Genomic DNA, 19197 nt, shown 5'->3' on the forward strand with positions numbered 1-19197 from the left:
CACTGCAGGTAATATCAATGGATTGTTTTGTTGTTTGGTTTACCTCATAAAAAAAGTAAGCTGCTTTGCGGCAGCTTACTTTATCGTTTAAAACTGTTAATACAACGGGTTTTGAATCAGGTTCTTGTTCCTGTTCATTTCATCCATCGTAATCGGCAGGAAATAGAACCGTGGATTCCAGGCCCTGTCCTGTGCATTGATCACCGTGTAAACAGGTGCGGAAATGACGTTACCGGCTGCATCCACTTTGTACCGGATGCTGATACCTTGCGCATTCTGATAGGCTTGCGGCGCAATCATCCAGCGGCGCACATCACTGAAACGCTGATCCTCAAACGCCAGTTCAATGCGGCGTTCGTTGCGGTAACGCTCAACCAGCGCAGCACCGGATTCGGTTACAGCCGGCATGCCGGCCCGCTTCCGGATCATGTTGATGTATTTTCTTGCCTCTACTTCATCACCCAAAGCCAGGGAAGCTTCGGCATAGTTCAACAGAATTTCTGCATAGCGGATGTAGCGCCATGGCTGCTCCTGTTTGTCATACTGTGCATTGATGGAAGGGTCGATGAACTTGCGCATGTAGTAACCGGTGTACGTACCGTTCCAGTCTTCCAGCGGGCTGTTTCGTGTATCCAAACCGGGGATCAATGTACCGTCAGGCTTTTCATAATAACCTGTTTGCACAATGCCAACCGGGTCGCGGCCGGCGGCATCGGAAGGACGCGGCCTCCATTTGGCGCCATCGAAGTTGATAGATGCATAAAAACGCGGATCCCGGTTCTCGTAAGGCTTTGCTTTATGAGCGGGATTATTCCAGTCAAACTTGGAGCCATCCGCCATTTCGTAGGCATCCACATGCTGGCCGATCGGCGTGTTGCTACCCCAGCCATGCCAGCCGTTCGGGTTGTTGTACAGGCCCGGGTTATAGCCGTCCCAGTTTTCGTCAATTTTTGCCGTGAAATAGCGGACAAAAATGTCTTCCGTTGTTTCTTTCTGCAGGAAGATGTCACCATAGTTTTTGGTAGCTTCGGCCGCATTTGCCGGATCGGGTTTGTACAGATCATAAAGCTTCAGGTCAATCACCGCTTTTGCCGCATCTCTTGCTGCCTGCCAGCGTGCTGTACGGTCGCCACCAACGTAACCGATCAATTCTTTGTGGGCATAGCCACCGGCCCAGGCACTGCCGGTGTTGTAAAGATCAGAGGCTGCCAACAACAACATTCTTGACTTCAGGGCCAGGGCGGCGCCTTTGGTTGCACGGCCTTTGTTAACACCGCTTTGTGTCAGCGGCAACAGATTTGCGGCTTCGTCAAGGTCGGAGACAATAAATTTTATACAATCATCAAACGAGTTACGGGCAACAAAATAATCCTCACCAAGGCCGAATGTTTTTTTAATGATGGGAACGCCACCGTACATGGACACCAGGTTTGAATACAGGTAAGCCCGGAGAAAATAAGCTTCCCCTTTCAGTCGGTTTTTATCCGCATCGGCAATGGGTGAAGCCTCAATTTTTTCGAAGAATAAGTTGGCCGCACGGACAAACTTGTACACCGCGTTCCATTGCACGCCGCGCTGGCGGTTGGCAGTCCAGAAACCCTGGTCAAAAATGCCAATATCGGATGGCGTGAGCAGGCTTTTGGTGACGTTGCTGGTCCCAAAATCGGCATTATAACTTGTTTCATCCACCATCGAAGACATCATGATGTTGCTGAAGCCATGCGGTATGCCGAGGTAGATGTTGTTGACAAACGTTTGCGCCAGCGCGGGGTCTTTCCACACCTGCTCGTCGGAATACCTGTCCAGCGGCGCAATATCCAAAAAATCTTTTTTACACGAAGCAGCGCTTGACACAATCGCTGCCAAAAAAATCCAGGAAATGATACGTTTCATGATTGACAAAGTTGTGTTTTTAGAATGTTACAGAAGCACCCAGGTTGATGGTTTTTTGCAGGGGGTAACCCTGACCGCTGCCCGTGCCCAATTCAGGATCAAAGTCCTTGAACTTGGGGCTGTACGTCAGCAGGTTGTAAGCATTTACATACACCCGGAGGCCTTGCATACCGGCCTTGCTTAACAAAGAAGCGGGCAGGTTGTAGCCAAGCTCAATGTTCTTCAGGCGGATGTAATCGGTGCTTTGCAGCCAGTTGGTATTGCCTTGTCCTACCCAGTACTCGTTTCCCCTGTTAAAGGTGCGGGGTCCCGAGGCATTGGGGTTATCTTTTGTCCAGCGGTTTTCAGCAAACGACTGCAGGAAATTTCCAATCTCGCCCGACTCGGTGCTGATGTAACGGACAGCACCTGCAGCGCCTTGGATCAGCAGCGACAGTTCAAAACCGAGGTATTGCAGGTTACCCGTAATGCCGCCGGTGAAGCGGGGAATATCGCTGCGGTAAATGCGAATCCGGTCCCAACCGTCAATCTTGCCGTCAGGTTTCCCATCTGGACCGGAAAGATCTTCAAAGATCACGTCTCCCGGGCGGGCATTGCTCCAATGCGGGTATTTTTCAACATCGGCCTGCGTGTGAAAGATGCCGATGGCTTTGTAATAAAGGCTGCTTCCAATCGGATAGCCCGTGGTTTTTTGATTGGCAGGAACACCATCGGCCTCGTCCCAAAAATCAATGCGGTTCTTTTGATAACCGCCATTAAAGCCAACGGTATAAGACAGCTTGCCCGCATTGTTGTTGTAGTTAATGGAAAAGTCAAAACCGCGGTTGGATGTTTTGCCGATGTTTTCGGCCGGTGCTTCAAAGCCTGCCGTACCCGGAATGGAATTGCGGCGCTTGATCAGGATGTCCGAACGCTTGTACACAAAATAATCGGCGGTTACGGAGAGGCGCCCCTTTAGGAGTTGTGCATCAAAGCCAACGTTGCGCTGATCGGCCGACTCCCAGGTTGCCATGGGATTGGGCACCTGCACTTCATACAAGGTTTTGTTTTCCGTGCTGCCATTGGTGATAAACGGCAGCGGTGGGTTCCAGGACTGTGCCCGCATGCCACCTTCTGCATACGTGGTGAGATAGTTCCATTCAGGAATTTGATCATTACCTGTTCTTCCCCAGGAAGCCCGCAATTTCAGGTCGTTGATGAATGAAACATTGTTGCGGAAGAAATCTTCATTTGAAATTTTATATCCCAGCGACACCCCCGGGAAGAAGCCCCAACGGTGACTCTTCTCAAAGATGTAAGAGGCCTGGTAACGCCAAACAAATTCTGCCAGGAACTTTTCTCTGAAGTCGTAGTTCACACGACCAAAATAGTTCAGGCGTGCCTGGTGGTAAGCTGTCCCGCTGTTTGACATGAATTGGTCTTGAGCACCAAAGCTCAATTGGTCAATAACAGCTGTCTGGAAGTTACGGCGGTACGCACTGAAGTAATCACCGTTGCCAGAAATACGTTCCGCACCAAAAAGGATTTTTCCATTGTGGCCACCAGCAAAACGGTGCTCGTAATTCACAAGGCCGTTCAGTAAGATGTTTTGACGGTCATTCATTTCTTCTGTAAGCGCAGGGCTGGCAAAACCTTTCGATGCCGGTTTTACAACAGGGTTGCCGGCCTGGTCAACCGTGGTTCCATCCCATGAGTACAGCGTCCATGGCGTTTGCCAGAGCTTGTGAAACTGGAAGGTCTTATCAATTGCCGCATTACCGGTCAGTGAAAGACCAGGCACCTGCGGCACCTTGATGTTGATCCGGCCGTTGGTGTTTACCACATAGCGCTTATCGTGATCATATCCAGTGGCCTTTGTGCTCACCACCACCGGGTTGTCGCCATATTCAATATCGGGACCCGGAAGACCATTGGGCCAGTAGGCGATCTCGTTGGGCTTGCCCCGCATGACCATACGGAAAATGCTTCCGGCAGAGCGGGTGGGAAAGTTGCGGTCCTCCATGCGGCCGGCAACATCGAAGCCGAAGCTAATGTTCTTGTTGATATTGCCATCAAGGTTGGTACGCAGGTCGTATTGGCCAAACTTGGTTCCGCTGTTGTAATAAAAACCCTCCTGCGAACGCTTTGTCAGTGAAACAAAATACCGCATTGCCTCCGAGCCTCCGTTGATGGAGACATTGGCCTGGTTTTGTCCCGACCAGGGGCGTAGCACCTCGCTGAACCAATCCGTGTTGGGATAGCGCCAGGGATCAACACCGGAGCGGTATTTCTGGATTTCCTCGTTAGAAAATTTCGGCGCACGGCCTGCGTAATCGTTGATTTCGTTCAGCATAATGGCATAGGTGGCGGCATCGGCCATCTTCGGGAGGCGGGTGGGACGGCTATAAGCCTGGTTGAAAGAAGCGGTAATCGTGGGTTTGCCGACCTTTCCCCGCTTGGTGGTAACAAGGATTACACCGTTGGCAGCCTGTGCTCCATAGATGGCGGCCGATGCATCTTTCAACACTGTTATACTTTCAATCGTGTTTGGATCGAGGCGCTCTAATGATCGGCCGGGAACACCATCTACCACCACCAGCGGGTCGTTGTTGCCAAGGGTGTTGATGCCTCGGATGCGCAGCACTGTGCCATCATAACCCGGCTCGCCACTCGGTGTAACAGTCACCAATCCTGGCAAGCGTCCGGCAAGGCTGTTGCTCACATTGATGGTCGGCGACTTGGTGATTTCGGAACCTTTTACGGCTGTTACCGACCCGGTTAAAGTTGCTTTTCGCTGCGTTCCGTAACCAACGACAACGACCTGCTGCAATTCAGCGGACGTGGAACGCATTTCAACATTCACGCTGGAGCGGTTGTTGACTTTGATTTCCTGTGGTTCGAAGCCCACCGAGGAAACGACCAGGGTCGCATTGCCCGGCGCTGTTATGGTAAACTGTCCGCCGGCATCCGTTTGTGTGGCCGTTGCGGTTCCCTTTACCTGCACTGTGGCACCCGGGATGGCCGTACCACCTTCGCCGGTAATTTTACCGCGAATGGTTTGCTGTGCAAACAGCAGCATAGAGGTGGCTGCAAAGCAAAGCAGGAACATAGCCCGCAAAGCGGTTTGCCGGTGCAGGCGCCGGAGCAAAAACTGGTTTTGTTGTGTGTGGAAATGATTCATATGAATAGGTGATTTTGAAGAAAGAAAATAGAGGTTGAACCGACCGTTCCCGAAAGGAAAAACAAATCGTTAGGTCGGTGGACGTATGGACGCTTGGGTTTGGTTTTTCTGCATAACAAAGCATTGCAATCATCAATGTTTACAACAACCACGGCCGTCTTCTTTGAATCCGAAAAGACACAGCAAACCGGCCGAGGCGAACTGCTCAGACAGCGTAACGGATAATCAACAATGTTTTAGGGGAACAGATAAGAATCGAAATGGAATGCAATCGTTGAATGGTGTTACAGTTGTCCTTTCCATACAGCAGTTTAAAAAGTCAAACAATCAGGCAATCACCCACAATAAACGTCGATTTTACACTTAATAAAACTAAACGCTCCAATTTAGATAACCAAAATTTTTTGTAAAAAGTTTTAAACACTGCCGGAAAAGCATTTCTTGTATTTTTAGTACATTCCCTACTTCTGCGCCACTGCAATTCAGACATGAAACATTTGCTTGCCAACCGAAAAACGATTATCCTACCGATCACCTTGCTGGCCCTTGGTGCCCTTGCCGTTTTCAGTACACACCGGCCTGCAGTCGACTTCAATACACAGGTCAAACCGATCCTGAACAGGAGTTGCATCAGCTGCCATGGCGGCGTGAAAAAGCAAGGTGGCTTTAGTCTTTTGTTCCGTGAAGAAGCCGTGGCGAAATTGAAGTCGGGTCATTATGGAATCGTACCCGGAAAGCCCGACCAAAGCGAGATGATCCGGCGGCTCCGGTTAACGGATCCCGAGGAACGCATGCCGTACCAGCACGAGCCACTTAGCAAGGATGAAATTGCAACTTTGACGCAGTGGATCAGGCAGGGAGCAACGTGGGGTGTGCATTGGGCTTATGCACCAGTGCAAAAAGTGGAGGTGCCCAACCCGACGACTTCTTTACTGGGACTTTTTTCTTCAGGGAAAAAAGCCTGGGCAAAAAACGACATTGATTATTTTATTGCAGAAAAACGTGAAGAACACAAGCTGGAGCCATCGCCGGAAGCTGACAAAGCAACGCTTCTCCGGCGGGTTAGTCTTGACCTGACCGGCCTCCCTCCTTCTCCGCAACTGGCGCAGCAATTTTTACAGGACAATCATGAACAGGCATACGAACGATTGGTCGATGCCTTACTCGCATCGCCTGCCTATGGCGAACGCTGGACCGCTGTTTGGCTTGACCTGGCCCGCTATGCTGATACCAAGGGTTACGAACGCGATGCAGGCCGCAGCATCTGGCGTTACCGCGACTGGCTGATCAAAGCATTTAACGAAGACAAACCGTATAACCAGTTTCTCATCGAACAACTGGCCGGCGATCTTTTGCCCGATGCCACCGACGAACAATTCATTGCCACCGCCTTTCATCGCAACACGATGACAAATGATGAAGGCGGCACCGATAATGAAGAATTCAGAACGGCAGCCGTCATCGACCGTGTGAATACAACCTGGCAAAGTTTACTGGGCACCACCTTTGCCTGCGTGCAATGTCACAGCCATCCCTACGATCCGTTTACCCACGAGGAATATTACCAATTCATGGCCTTTTTCAACGACACGCGGGATGAAGACACCAATGCCGACTATCCGCTTCTTCGCCACTATTCTGCAGAGGACAGTGCAAAAATCAAAACGGTCGTGCATTGGTTGCAGCAAAACAATTACAGCGAAAAGGCAAAAGAAATCTCCCGGTTTCTAAAAACATGGCAGCCTGCGATCAATTCCATTCGCGCCGACCAGTTTGTGAACAGTGAATTGAGTGATACCAAATGGCTGGCTTTTCGCAACAGGGCATCCGCACGGCTTTCACAGGTTGACCTGGAGGATGCCGACCAGTTGTTGGTCCGGTACATGAGTTTTGCTCCCGGTGGTGTGTGGACGATTCGATTGGATCAGCCGAACGGCCCGGTTGTAAAAACCATTTCGGTTCCGCAAACAAAGGGATGGCAGATACAGCGCATCGATATTCCTGCACAAAAAGGCACCCATGACCTCTACTTTGCCTACATCAACCCAACCCTGAAAAAACCAACGGATAACGGGATGTTATTTGACTGGTTTTACTTCACAAAAAACTTTCCCGGGAAGGAAAAAGCGGGCTATGACTCGATCCGGCAAACCTGGTGGACCTTGCTCACGAAAGATGTGCCCACCACGCCGATCATGGTGGACAATCCTTCATCCCTTCACCGTAAAACGAATGTTTTTGTAGCGGGCAACTGGCTCGTGAAGGGAAAAGAAGTGGAAGCCGGCGTACCAAAATCACTGAACCCGTTTCCGTCTAACGCACCAAAAAATCGCCTGGGCCTTGCGTATTGGCTTACCGACAAGAAAAATCCGCTGACCGCACGAACAATGGTGAACCGCTTATGGGAGCAATTGTTTGGAACCGGTTTGGTGGAAACATTGGAAGACATGGGCACGAAGGGGGCCGAACCCACGCATAAAGAATTACTGGATTTTCTTGCCTGGCAGTTCATGTACGATTTCAATTGGAGTGTAAAAAAGCTGTTGAAAGAAATCGTTCTTTCCGCGACGTACCGGCAGGATTCGAAAGTGAGCAAAGAAGCATTGGAAAAAGATGCTACCAATAAATATTTCGAACGCGGCATGCGTGTCCGTTTATCGGCAGAGCAGGTTCGCGATCAGGCACTCGCGGCCAGTGGCGTGCTGAGTAAAAAACTTTATGGCCCCAGCAACATGCCCTGGCAGCCCGAAGGCATTTGGATGTCGCCCTGGAATGGCGAGTACTGGAAACGAAGCGAGGGTGAAGAACAGTATCGGCGGGCACTCTACACATACTGGAAACGTACAGCCCCTTATCCTTCGATGATTACGTTCGATGCGGTGGGAAGAGAAGTGTGTGTGTCGCGCAGAATTCGAACCAATACACCGCTGCAGGCGCTGGTTACGCTGAACGATTCCGCCTATCTTGACCTGTCGCGAAAACTGGCTTACCGGATGCAACAGGAAGCAAAAACAGGCGATGTAAAGACAGCGATCAGCAAGGGCTACGAATTGCTTTTGTTCAGGCCAATCAATGCGGCGAAGCTGGCAGCGTTGCAAATGCTTTATACCGCAGCGTATTCCAAATTTAAAAGCGACCCGGTGAAAACCTGCGAGATGATTGGCGTGAACGACTCGCATAACAATCCCGAAACGGCCGCACTGGTCGTAACGGCAAATGCCCTGTTGAACCTGGATGAAGTCATTACCAAAAATTAATGTCAAAACGCTTGCATGACGCAAAAAGAAATCCATAACCAGCGGTTGGTGAAAGAGGCAGAGGAAGCGATGATCCGCATGCACACGCGGCGCCATTTCCTGAAGGAATGTGCGATGGGCTTTGGCGGACTGGCCCTGGGCTCACTGCTGCAATCCTGTAGTCTCGGTGCGGGAAAGCCGGCAGCGGTTGATTTCGACCCGGCACACCCGCTGGCACCCAAGCTGCCCATGTTTCCCGGCAAGGCCAAAAGCGTTATTTACCTGCACATGGCCGGTGCTCCTTCGCAACTGGAAATGTTCGATTACAAACCGGAGCTGATGAAGCTGGATGGCCAGGATTGCCCGCCTTCTTTGCTCGAAGGAAAACGGTTTGCCTTTATCCGTGGTGTACCGAAGATGCTGGGACCACAGGCAAAGTTTGCGCAGTATGGGCAAAGCGGCGCCTGGGTGAGCGAGCACCTGCCGCATTTTTCCAAAATCGTTGACGAAATCAGTTTTCTGAAAGCCTGCAGTTCCGACCAGTTCAATCATGCGCCGGCGCAACTGCTGATGCAAACCGGTGGCGCACGATTGGGCAGACCAAGCATCGGATCGTGGGTTACCTATGGATTGGGAACAGAAAACCAAAACCTTCCCGGCTTTGTGGTACTGACCTCCGGTGGTAAGTTTCCTGATGCCGGCAAAAGCGTGTGGGGCAGCGGCTTCCTGCCTTCGGTTTACCAGGGCGTGCAATGCCGCAGCGAAGGCGACCCGGTGCTGTTCATCAAAGATCCGGCAGGTATGGACCGCGACCTGCGCAAGGCCTCCATCGATGCCATCAACAAGGTGAACGAAGAAGAGTACAAAGAATACAACGACCCGGAAATTCTCTCCCGCATTTCGCAGTACGAAATGGCCTACAAAATGCAGATCGCGGCTCCGGAAGTGATGAACATCAACAACGAACCGCAATACATTCACGACCTCTATGGGACGAAACCGGGCAAGGCAGCACTGGCCAACAACATTCTTTTAGCCCGGAAACTGGTGGAAAAAGGCGTCCGCTTTGTACAGATCTTCGACTGGGGCTGGGACAGCCACGGTACCGATGCATCGCTTGCCATTGACATTGGCTTCATCAACAAATGCCGCGAAGTAGACCGCGCCATGACGGCCCTGATCCTCGATCTGAAACAACGTGGACTGCTGGAAGAAACACTGGTGGTGTGGGGCGGCGAGTTTGGCCGTACGCCAATGATGGAAAACCGCGAAGGCAAGCAAAACCCTTTTAAAGGACGCGATCACCACGTGGAAGCGTTTACGATGTGGATGGCGGGTGGCGGCATCCGCAAAGGCGTGACGTACGGCGAGACCGATGAAATCGGCTATAGCGCCATCAGCGGCAAGGTCACGCCACATGATATCCAGGCAACCCTGCTCAACCAGTTGGGCTTCGATCACGAAAAATTCACCTATCAATACCAGGGCAGACCGTTCCGTTTAACGGATGTTTCGGGAAAGGTCATTGAAGAAATCATCACGTAACCCAAGCGAAAAACAACATGCACAATACCCGACGAAAATTTATCAAGACAACCGTATCGGCATCTTCTGCATTCTTTCTTTCATCTTTTAATACGTTTGCCACGCCTATGTCAACGAATATGGAAAATAAAAATTTTGACCTGAAAATCCTGGCTACCAACTGGGGGTTTGAAGGCACGCTAGATGCGTATTGCAATAAGGTAAAAAAAGAAGGTTACGACGGCATCGAGATCTGGTGGCCGATGGAACAAAAAGGCCAGGATGAACTGTTTGCCGCCTTAAAAAAATATAACCTCGAGGTGGGCTTTTTGGTAGGTGCTTATCACAGCACCTTCGAGGAACACCTTCCCTATTTCAAAAAAATGATTGATGCCGCTGCGACCAACAAGATTCAACGGCCCCTTTATATCAACTGCCACTCCGGTAAGGATTTTTTTAGCGTGGACGAAAACCAGGCATTTATAGATCACACCACTACGCTGGCAAAACAAACAGGCATTCTTATCTGCCACGAAACACATCGCTCACGCATGCTGTTTGCGGCACCTGTAGCAAAACAATACCTGCAAAAAAATCCTGACCTCAAGATCACGTTCGACGTATCGCACTGGTGCAACGTCAGCGAATCGCTGCTGCAGGACCAGCCGGAAAACATTGCGCTGGCGCTGGCCCATACCGAACACATTCATGCCCGCATTGGGCATCCGGAAGGCCCGCAGGTGAATGATCCGAGAGCGCCGGAATGGGAAGCGGCTGTAAAAGCGCATTTCGACTGGTGGGATAAAATTGTCGAACGAAAAAAAGCAAGCGGCGGCCGTCTGACGATTCTAACGGAGTTTGGTCCGCCCGATTATATGCCCACCACGCCCTATACCCGCCAGCCACTGGCCGACCAGTGGGCGATCAATGCCTATATGATGCATACCTTGCGCAAGCGTTATGCATCCTGAATCCTAAACCAGTTTTTGTGCTGCTCACCGTCACTGAATTCATCGGACGCTTTCATCCCGTTTTGGTACACTTGCCCATCGGCATCCTGCTGATTGGTATTTTACTTCAATGGCTTTCGGCCTATCCCAAATACAACGTTTCCGAGCCGGTTATCAAGATTGTTCTGCTGATCGGCACGTTCTCGGCTATCCTGTCGTGCATAACCGGCTTTTTACTTTCGGGAAGCGGCGATTATGACGACGACCTGGTGAGCTGGCATATGTGGATGGGCATTGGTGTGGCAGCGGCATCTCTCCTCTTCATGCAACGGATTTTGGTGAAGAAAAATGACATGGTCACGAAAGCCACCTCCATCTCTCTGCTCATGCTGATCATTCTTACAGGACACCTTGGAGGTTCACTGACTCACGGTAGCGATTATTTAACCGCAAGCCTGGAACCCATTAGCGATACACTTCCCAAAAGAAAACCGATCGCCAACATCCAGGAAGCAAACGTATACAACGACGTCATTCAGCCCGTGCTGCAAACCAAATGCTATAGTTGCCATTCGGCCCGCAGGCAGAAAGGCGGCCTTCGCATGGATGATCCACAATTGCTGATGAAGGGTGGAAAAGACGGCGAAATTATCCTGGCAGGCAAATCCGACCAAAGTGAAATGGTCAAGCGCCTTTTGTTGCCACGGGAAGACGAACACCACATGCCGCCGAAGGCAAAGCCACAGGTAAACGAAAGGGAACTTGCCCTGATCCACTGGTGGATTGACCAGGGTGCCGATTTTACAAAAAAGGTTAAGGACCTGCCGCAACCCGAAAAGCTGAAGCCTGTTTTGCTGGCCTTGCAAAGCAACCATCTGCAGCCCAAAGCTCCCGCTACTGTGCCGGCAGCGTCGGTTGAAAAGGGAGATGAAAATGCCATTCGGGCACTGAGGGAAGCAGGTGTGGTAGTGGTGCCGGTAGCGCAGGAGAGTAATTACCTGCAGGCCAATTTCGTGACTGCTCCGAACCTGACGGATGAACAGGTAAACTTATTGCTGCCGCTGAAGAAGCAACTGGTCTGGCTAAAACTAAGTGACACAAAAATTTCCGATAAAGCGTTGGCCACCATTAGCGGATGCACAAATCTCACCTTGCTTTACCTGAACAACACGGCCATTACGGACAAAGGATTGGCGTTGCTGAACGGGTTACACAATCTCCAGGTGTTATCGCTGGTCGGCACGAAGGTGACGGCGGCCGGCGTTTCACAACTGGATTCGTTGAAAAAACTGCAGTCGCTTTACCTGTATGGAACCGGTATTGGAAAAGAAGATACGGCCCTGCTGCGCAAGCGCTTTTCCAAAGCGCTGATCGACATTGGTGGCTATTCGATTCCCTTCCTCGAAAGCGATACGACAAGACTTAGCAAACCACAGGTAAAATAAGACCGGCTGTTTTTCAAGAGTTCGGGCACTGCGGGTTTTAAAAACCTCGGGAGTGTTAAGAAGGGAGCTTTATCCAAAAAGCGTCGACGAAACAGTGCCCAGGACTTTTGAAGCCGAAAACACTTTTACCAGAGATGCAGAAAATTGAACAAACAATTTTGGAAAATCTATGGAATAAAAAAAGCAATGCATCTCACCTAAAAAACCACATGCACCAACCAATTGCTCCCCACTGCTTACTTCACAGTTCCCCGTTTACGAAAACAGGCTATTTAAAAAGAAAAAACGTCGGTCAACGTCCCCCTTATTTTACAACCTGCCTGTTTTTTGCGGCGCTGGTTTTCCTTGCCTGTTGCAACCCTGCAGAAACAAAAAAAGAAACGATCAAAGTGGCCGGTGAAGGCAAGATCAGGGTCAAGCCAAACCTGGTTATCCTTACCCTCAACGTTTCTTTTACCCAGCCAAGAATGGTTGATGCCGTGCGGATGACCCAGGGAACAGTCGATTCGGTTGTCAGTATACTGGAGCACTATGGCAGCAAAGAAAACGACATCAAGACCAGCAGCATTTCTGCCAACAAAGACTACAACTACGATGGCAGAAGGCCGGTATTTACCGGCTACCAGGCCTCGCAGTCAATCGACTTTGTGTTGAACGACATTGAGAAATTTACAGAACTTACCGGCAAGCTGCTGGAAACAAAGATCAACAGCATTTCCGGCATACAGTTCGGGCATTCAAAATCCGACAGTTTGTTCAGGGAAGCCGATCTCCTGGCTTATGATGATGCGCTGAAATCGGCCAACAAACTTTGCAGCCGTGCCAATGTGCAATTGGGAAAGCTGGTCTATATGAGCAACACCGTTGGCACAAACGGTGATGAAGAAACGTTTTCTTCCGGCGAACAGATCAACACCTATTCAAAAGCCTACGGTGGAAGAGGCTTCAAAATCTCCCCCGAGGTCCTGGAATTTAAGCGGAAGGTGATCTCTGAATACGAGATCGCGAACTGAAATTGATCATTCAAACCCTTTGTTTCTTCACCGTTTTCACATCGGTGAAGCGGATGTTATTTCACATCCACTTCCTTCTCCCACCCTGTTTCTTTTAGTGCCGGGTCATTTTCCTTTTTCAGAAAATCGGCGTTGGAAAGCGACTCGGCGGCCCAATTCAAAATAGACTCATCGGGTACAATGGAGACAGGCGTTTTCCACGACGTCGACGTTTCATTGTAGGCAAGATTGGATTGCGAGCAATAGCAGGAAATGATCGACCAGCGCGGCTGATCGGATAAGTTAGCTTCCGAACGATGCAAAAGATTGGGATGAAAGAACAGGGCATCGCCGGGCTGCAAATCGCAATAAAGCAGTTCCATTGTTTTAAGCGCATTGTTCACCATCACCATATCGGCACCTACCTGTTCGCCGGAAAAACCGTGATTGACGCGTCCTAATTTGTGCGAACCTTTAATCACCTGCAGGCAGCCGTTTTCCTTGTTGGCTGGCGTCAGCGCCACCATCACCGAAATCAGTTGGTCGGGAAACATGAACTGGTTTTTGTACCAGTACCCATAGTCCTGGTGCCACTCCCAGGCACCGCCCACCCGCGGCTCCTTTTGCATCAGCTTGGAGTGAAAATGACAGACCGGTGCATCGCTGTCGAGTAGCTGGCCCACAGAGTGAACCATTTTTTCGCTGCGGGTGAGGTAGCCAAACACGTCGTTGCCCGGTGTGAACCAAAGCGAGAGTTTGGTTTTTTTTCCACTTTGATCATTCAAATCAAGTGCATTTTTACGCATGGCGTCGTCTTCGAGTGCCGTGCCGTACAAACGCTCAATTTCCCCTGACGAACAGAAGTTGCGCACAAAGACAAATCCATCACGATGGTAGGCAGAAACCTGTTCCGGTGTTAATTGAAAAGACATATAGCAAGAAGTTTGTTAAGTGAATTAAGGATGGCTAAACTACAACTTTCCGGCTTATGTTCAAGCCTTCTGAACGGCCCGTAAATGTCTGTTTTCGTGAAAAAAAATGACTCATTCCGAGCATCTGGCGAAGCATTTGCATCGACTGAAGAAACAGGAAGAATGGACGAACCTTTTGACCTGCCGGTTCTATTCAACGGAGAAGAACGGCTTTTCCCGGCGCAGCTGCAACAGCTTGGCTACACCCATCGCATTTTGGTCAATGTCAATGGCATAGACGTGGCGTTTGAGCCCGACGAAGAGCGAAATTACCGGGCGATTGTTGACCCGGAGAAAACGGCCGGTTCTGTTCCAACCGATCTTTTAAAAGCCATTGCAGAAGCGATTGAGAGCATCGTAAAATAAGCGATAGCGATGGCAATTATCTCCCTTTAGCTTTATTGCCGGCGAGCGGCTTAACCGATACTTCTTTGAAGTACACCACATCATCCTCGCCATGATTCTGAAGGCCGATAAATCCGGCAAGCGGACGGGGACCGCGAAAAGGTTCGAAGTCAAATTTGCGCTCCGGTACCGGGTCGCCTTCTTTGTAATCCGTGACTTTAACGCCATTAACAGTTACAATGGTGCGAAGACCATCCAGTGTGATCTCCATCGTGTTCCACTGCGGTCCGGGCTTACCGGGTCTGGATAACGCTTTCGTCATTGAGTAGAGACAGCCGGTGGCGTGGGTATCGTCTTCGTTTGATGCTTCGGGATTGTTGTCGATCTGCACTTCGTAGCCGTAAAACACCGGCATCCATTCTTCCCTGGGCTCGATCGGGATACGAATGAACACGCCGGAATTACTGTTTTCCTTTTGCATTTTGTACACCACGCGAATGGTGCAGTTGCTGAATTTTTCGCCTGTGTAGTAGAGCAGGCCCATGCCGCCGTGGCCGCGGATAAGACCATCCTCCACCGACATGCTGCCCTTGCCGACGTGCTTCCAGCCGGTGAGGTCCTTTCCGTTGAATAATGGCCGCCAGCCCTGTGCAGCGGTATTCGAAACCGTCTTTTCGAGACCAACGCTCCTGCTTTCTTTTTCCTTTATAACTTCACTCGGCCCTGAGTTGAACGCGGATAGCAGGACGAGGCAAAGCATACCAGACAAAGTACCTGAGTACATTCTGTTCATATCAACGTTTTAGAATTCTATCTGCAACCGGCAGCAAAACAGTTCTTACAGGCGAATAAGATTGCAGAGGTAAAATACGGGTATTTTGTTTTCGCATAATGAGGTGACGGTAAAGGATAAGGCACCATAGAACCGCTGTCATCAACGAAACGATTCATAAAAAAGCAGTTCCTTGTCCCGTATGCTTACGGGCAAGGAACTGCTTTCAAAGTGTCTATCAATTATCGCCTCGCAGGTGACCTAGGAGGTGGGATTTTGCCCATCATAATCACTTCCTGTAACACCTTTCTTTGGATGGAGGTCCGAACCCATTCCATGCCGGAAACCCGAATTATGCCCGGCGCCGCCGGCTGCCTGGTCATCCATATCGGCGAAGCCGCCACTGCGAACACCCGATGCGTCATTGGGTGTGTAATTCATCCCTTTTGTTCTGTCGGTACCAAACGCACCGGGACCACTTTCACCGCTGCTACTTGTCTGTTGATCAGTGTCCTTTAAATCATTCAAATCCATATCCGGATTGCCCTGCACCTCACGAATAACCTCCCTTGTTGTCATTGGATCGTCCTGGTCAGCTGTTCTGCGCTCTTCGATTCTGTTTTTTCTATTCTTTTCTTCCATCGTTCAATATTTAAAGGTTTATCAATAAAATAATACCTCTTAATAACCGGGGCGGTAATGTGGTGGAGATCGCTGCAATAAATGCAGCAAAAAGATCGCTGGCTATAGTTTGTAAAGCCACAAATTGTGCCGTATTTGTTTGCCGGCAAAATGGGAGGAAAGCGAACAGTGCCTTTCAATAAGTAGGAACTAAATCTGCGCAGAAAATGGAAGGACTTGACATCGTTTTTGAAGCAGAACTGTCTTGCTGTTTGCGTTGGAATTCATGAAGATCAACATTGCCAACAATCGGGTTACAGGAAGGGATTGCATGCCTAGCGTTCACAGGTTCATCTTCTTCATTTCCCTGACGGCATGATCACAGGCCCTGGCGATCAATGCCATATAGGTAAGAGAGGGATTGACGCAAGATCCTGACGTCATACAGGATCCATCTGTAATAAAGACGTTGGGCACTTCGTGCATTTGATTGAACCTGTTCAGTACCGAGGTACCGGGATCGTTTCCCATGCGGGCAATTCCCATTTCGTGGTTGGCATTGCCGGGAAACGAAATACTCCCCCTGACGGAAACGTTTTTGAAGCCAGACGCGTCCAGTATCTCTTTGCCTGTTTCCACCACATCTGCATGCATGGCTTTCTCGTTTTCTTTAAACGCACAGTCGACGGCAATCAGCGGACGCCCCCATTGGTCTTTTTTGTCTTTGTTCAAGGTGATGCGGTTCTCCTGGTACGGCAAACATTCGCCAAAGGCATACAGGCTCATTTGCCAGTGCCCTAATTCAGATAAGGTTTCTTTCAGCGCTGCGCCAACCGGAATGTCGCTTTGATGCCGCGAACGGTAGGCGTTGCCACCAAAATGATAACCACGAACAAAACCCGGGTGCTGAGCTGCCACATTTCGAAAGCGTGGAATGTAAATGTTGGTAGGCCGGCGGCCATAGTAATAACTGTCTTCGAAACCATCGACCTGCGCCGAAAACGTAAGTCCTTTGTGGTGATCCATCAGGTTGCGGCCCACCTGGTCGCTGCCGTTCCCAAGCCCGGTTGCAAAACGGGAAGAGATTGAATTCAATAAGATGGAAGCAGTGGCTACCGTGGAAGCATTGAGGAAAATAAGCTTTGCATAAAACTCCTCGGTTTGTTTGGTCGCCGTATCGATGATTTCAACACCACTTGCTTTTTGCTTTTGCTCATCGTACAGTACCCGGTTCACCAGCGAATGCGGCCGTACGGTAAGATTGCCCGTATCGTAAGCGGCCGGAATGGTGCTGGCATTGGTGCTGAAATAAGCGCCGTAAGGGCAGCCGCGGTGGCAAAGATCACGGGCCTGGCACTGCCCACGGCCTTTCACTGGCTTGGTTAGGTTGGCGGTTCGGCCTATAATCACGTTCCGGTCTTGAAAGGATTTTTCCACCTGCACTTTGAAATGCTTTTCCACGCAGTTCATTTCAAATGGAGGTTGAAACTGCCCATCCGGGATCACAGATATGCCGTCCCTGTTACCGCTGACGCCAATAAAGGACTCGACATAGTCGTACCATGGAGCGATGTCTTTATACCGGATTGGCCAATCTACGCCATGACCGTCTTTCAGGTTGGCTTCAAAATCAAGATCGCTCCATCGATAGCAGGCCCTTGCCCAAAGCAGCGAACGGCCGCCTACAATGTCACCGCGTATCCAGTCGAAACGCTTGATCTCTTCGTAAGGATTCTCGCTGTCGTTAATGTAGAAATGTTTGTTGTCCTCGCGGTAAGAGTAATGGCGGCTCTGTATAAAGTTTTGCTTTTTATCTGCTTCACTTAAGTTCAGTCGGTGCAGGAATTCCCATGGCGCTTTGGTAGCAGTGGGATACTCGCCATGGGTCACGTTGCGGCCCCTGTCAAGTAGTAATACCTTCAGCCCTTTTTCACATAATTCTTTGGCTGCCCAGCCGCCACTGATACCCGAACCAACAACTATAGCGTCATAGGTATTTTGCTTCCTTGCTTTTATATTGATGCGTGTTGAGTCGCCAGGCATCGAAAAATAATTTAAGGTATTTATAGAAGGATATTAGCTGCTCCTTTCGTTTGGCTTTGTTGTAAAAAAATAGTTTAGCTGTAAACCACAAACTAACCATTCTACCGACTGTTGAAATGGTTTTTCATTTTAACGGGGTAGTCGGCGAATGCGATTTCCGGCTCGGCAATTTCCGGGTGCCACAGCTTTTCCCATTCAAAGCTGTAATGCCCTTTATAACCACCTTTTGCCAGTGCATCGATCGCTTCAAAAATAGGAACGTCGCCTTCTCCGAGAAACGTGTATTGGATTTTGCCATCTATCAGTTTGGCGTCCTTGATATGCGTGTGCCTGATATAATTTTTTAATTGTCTGTAGGCTTCATCCGGCGGCTCTTTGGTGATCGTCCACATGTTTGCCACATCCCAAATCAAACCAACATTCGAATGTTTAGCAGCTTGCATGATGGTTACCAGATCGTCTACCCTGACCGCATCACCATGGGTTTCCAGGAGCACCGTTACTTTTTTATCCCTGGCATAATCGCCTAGCTCCAACAATCCTTTACTTATTAAATCTATGGTCTCGTTTTTTTCCTGCTCTTTTGGAAAATTATTCGGAAACACTCTTACGTAAGGGCAATCGAGTTGGTTGGCAAGATCGATGAAACGTTTTCCATCTGCCAAATTCTTTTGCCGTTCAGTTCCTTCGCGAAAGTGCAATGTTGTGGAAGAACCTAAATTCACAAAAAGCAAGCCTTTCTGTTTCATGATTGCAAGCGTTTTCTTCCTCGCTTCTTCTGAACGAAATTCTTCACAGAGTGGCAAATCCATTTGGCGGCGAATGCCTCTCACTTCAATGCCTTTGTAGCCATGTTGTGCAGCAAAATCAGTAATCTGCTGAAAAGACCAGTCGGGGCAACCCAATGTGGAAAAAGCTAAAACAGGCTCTGGTTTTCTACTAAAGCCAAGAACTGGACCTGCAGCCAACGCTGCTAAAAAAAATGAAGAATTCTGCAGAAACTGTTTACGGGAAATGGGGTTCATTGCGGAATGTGACTATTTAAAGTCCAACCAAGATACAGAATGACCTTTGAATGCGAGGCAAAGAAAGTCACCCTTCCTTTTCATTTTTCGGTGATGTGCATAAAAAAAGCCTTTCATTTCTGAAAGGCTTTTTTTTAATAAATATGGCAGTTACCTACTCTCCCGCATTGTGGTGCAGTACCATCGGCCATGAGGGGCTTAACTTCTCTGTTCGGAATGG

The 19197-nt window shown here is 49.6% G+C and carries 13 protein-coding genes and 1 rRNA gene; 6 read left to right on the forward strand and 8 right to left on the reverse strand.

Annotated features, from left to right (window positions below; genetic code table 11):
* Positions 1-96: 96 nt before the first annotated feature.
* Both D6024_RS20115 and D6024_RS20120 read right to left on the reverse strand, forming a co-directional pair.
* A complete protein-coding gene (locus tag D6024_RS20115; RefSeq protein WP_121356553.1) occupies positions 97-1893 on the reverse strand; it encodes a RagB/SusD family nutrient uptake outer membrane protein in 1797 nt (598 codons plus the stop codon).
* A 19-nt stretch (positions 1894-1912) separates the two neighbouring features.
* Positions 1913-5053 (reverse strand): SusC/RagA family TonB-linked outer membrane protein, encoded by a 3141-nt coding sequence (locus tag D6024_RS20120; RefSeq protein WP_240410102.1) that lies wholly within the window; start codon positions 5051-5053, stop codon positions 1913-1915.
* A gap of 488 nt (positions 5054-5541) precedes the next feature.
* Between D6024_RS20120 and D6024_RS20125 the strand changes: the two genes are divergently transcribed.
* The 5 genes from D6024_RS20125 to D6024_RS20145 all read left to right on the forward strand — a co-directional run bounded on the left by D6024_RS20125 (position 5542) and on the right by D6024_RS20145 (position 13221).
* Positions 5542-8310, forward strand: coding sequence for a DUF1553 domain-containing protein (locus D6024_RS20125; RefSeq protein WP_121356554.1), 2769 nt, complete (start codon positions 5542-5544; stop codon positions 8308-8310).
* 15 nt (positions 8311-8325) lie between these two features.
* The gene (locus D6024_RS20130; RefSeq protein WP_121356555.1) at positions 8326-9834 is read left to right on the forward strand and encodes a DUF1501 domain-containing protein; all 1509 of its coding nucleotides are present in this window, start codon (positions 8326-8328) and stop codon (positions 9832-9834) included.
* Positions 9835-9851: 17 nt separating this feature from the next.
* The gene (locus tag D6024_RS20135; RefSeq protein ID WP_121356556.1) at positions 9852-10784 is read left to right on the forward strand and encodes a sugar phosphate isomerase/epimerase family protein; all 933 of its coding nucleotides are present in this window, start codon (positions 9852-9854) and stop codon (positions 10782-10784) included.
* A gap of 17 nt (positions 10785-10801) precedes the next feature.
* Positions 10802-12208 carry a c-type cytochrome domain-containing protein gene (locus D6024_RS20140; RefSeq protein WP_121356557.1) on the forward strand — a complete coding sequence of 469 codons (1407 nt, stop codon included), beginning with the start codon at positions 10802-10804 and terminating at the stop codon, positions 12206-12208.
* A gap of 209 nt (positions 12209-12417) precedes the next feature.
* Entirely contained in the window at positions 12418-13221 is an 804-nt protein-coding gene (locus D6024_RS20145) for an SIMPL domain-containing protein (RefSeq protein WP_121356578.1), read from the forward strand.
* Between the two features lie 56 nt (positions 13222-13277).
* Here the strand turns inward: D6024_RS20145 and D6024_RS20150 are convergent, their stop codons facing one another.
* Entirely contained in the window at positions 13278-14132 is an 855-nt protein-coding gene (locus D6024_RS20150) for a phytanoyl-CoA dioxygenase family protein (protein WP_121356558.1), read from the reverse strand.
* A gap of 162 nt (positions 14133-14294) precedes the next feature.
* On the opposite strand from D6024_RS20150, the gene D6024_RS20155 reads away from it, so the two are divergent.
* Complete coding sequence (locus tag D6024_RS20155; protein ID WP_121356559.1) at positions 14295-14537, forward strand: hypothetical protein; 243 nt, start codon at positions 14295-14297, stop codon at positions 14535-14537.
* 16 nt (positions 14538-14553) lie between these two features.
* Here D6024_RS20155 and D6024_RS20160 read toward each other — a convergent pair whose 3' ends face one another.
* The 5 genes from D6024_RS20160 to rrf form a co-directional block, all read right to left on the reverse strand.
* Positions 14554-15309, reverse strand: coding sequence for a 3-keto-disaccharide hydrolase (locus tag D6024_RS20160; protein ID WP_205573331.1), 756 nt, complete (start codon positions 15307-15309; stop codon positions 14554-14556).
* 240 nt (positions 15310-15549) lie between these two features.
* Positions 15550-15930 carry a hypothetical protein gene (locus D6024_RS20165; RefSeq protein WP_121356561.1) on the reverse strand — a complete coding sequence of 127 codons (381 nt, stop codon included), beginning with the start codon at positions 15928-15930 and terminating at the stop codon, positions 15550-15552.
* Positions 15931-16251: 321 nt separating this feature from the next.
* The gene (locus tag D6024_RS20170; RefSeq protein WP_121356562.1) at positions 16252-17952 is read right to left on the reverse strand and encodes a GMC oxidoreductase; all 1701 of its coding nucleotides are present in this window, start codon (positions 17950-17952) and stop codon (positions 16252-16254) included.
* A gap of 101 nt (positions 17953-18053) precedes the next feature.
* Entirely contained in the window at positions 18054-18977 is a 924-nt protein-coding gene (locus D6024_RS20175) for a sugar phosphate isomerase/epimerase family protein (protein ID WP_121356563.1), read from the reverse strand.
* A 141-nt stretch (positions 18978-19118) separates the two neighbouring features.
* A 5S ribosomal RNA gene (gene rrf, locus D6024_RS27720) occupies positions 19119-19197 on the reverse strand; the annotation flags it as partial.

The sequence above is a fragment of the Flavisolibacter nicotianae genome (genome assembly GCF_003628535.1).
GTDB classification, from domain to species: Bacteria; Bacteroidota; Bacteroidia; order Chitinophagales; family Chitinophagaceae; genus Flavisolibacter; species Flavisolibacter nicotianae.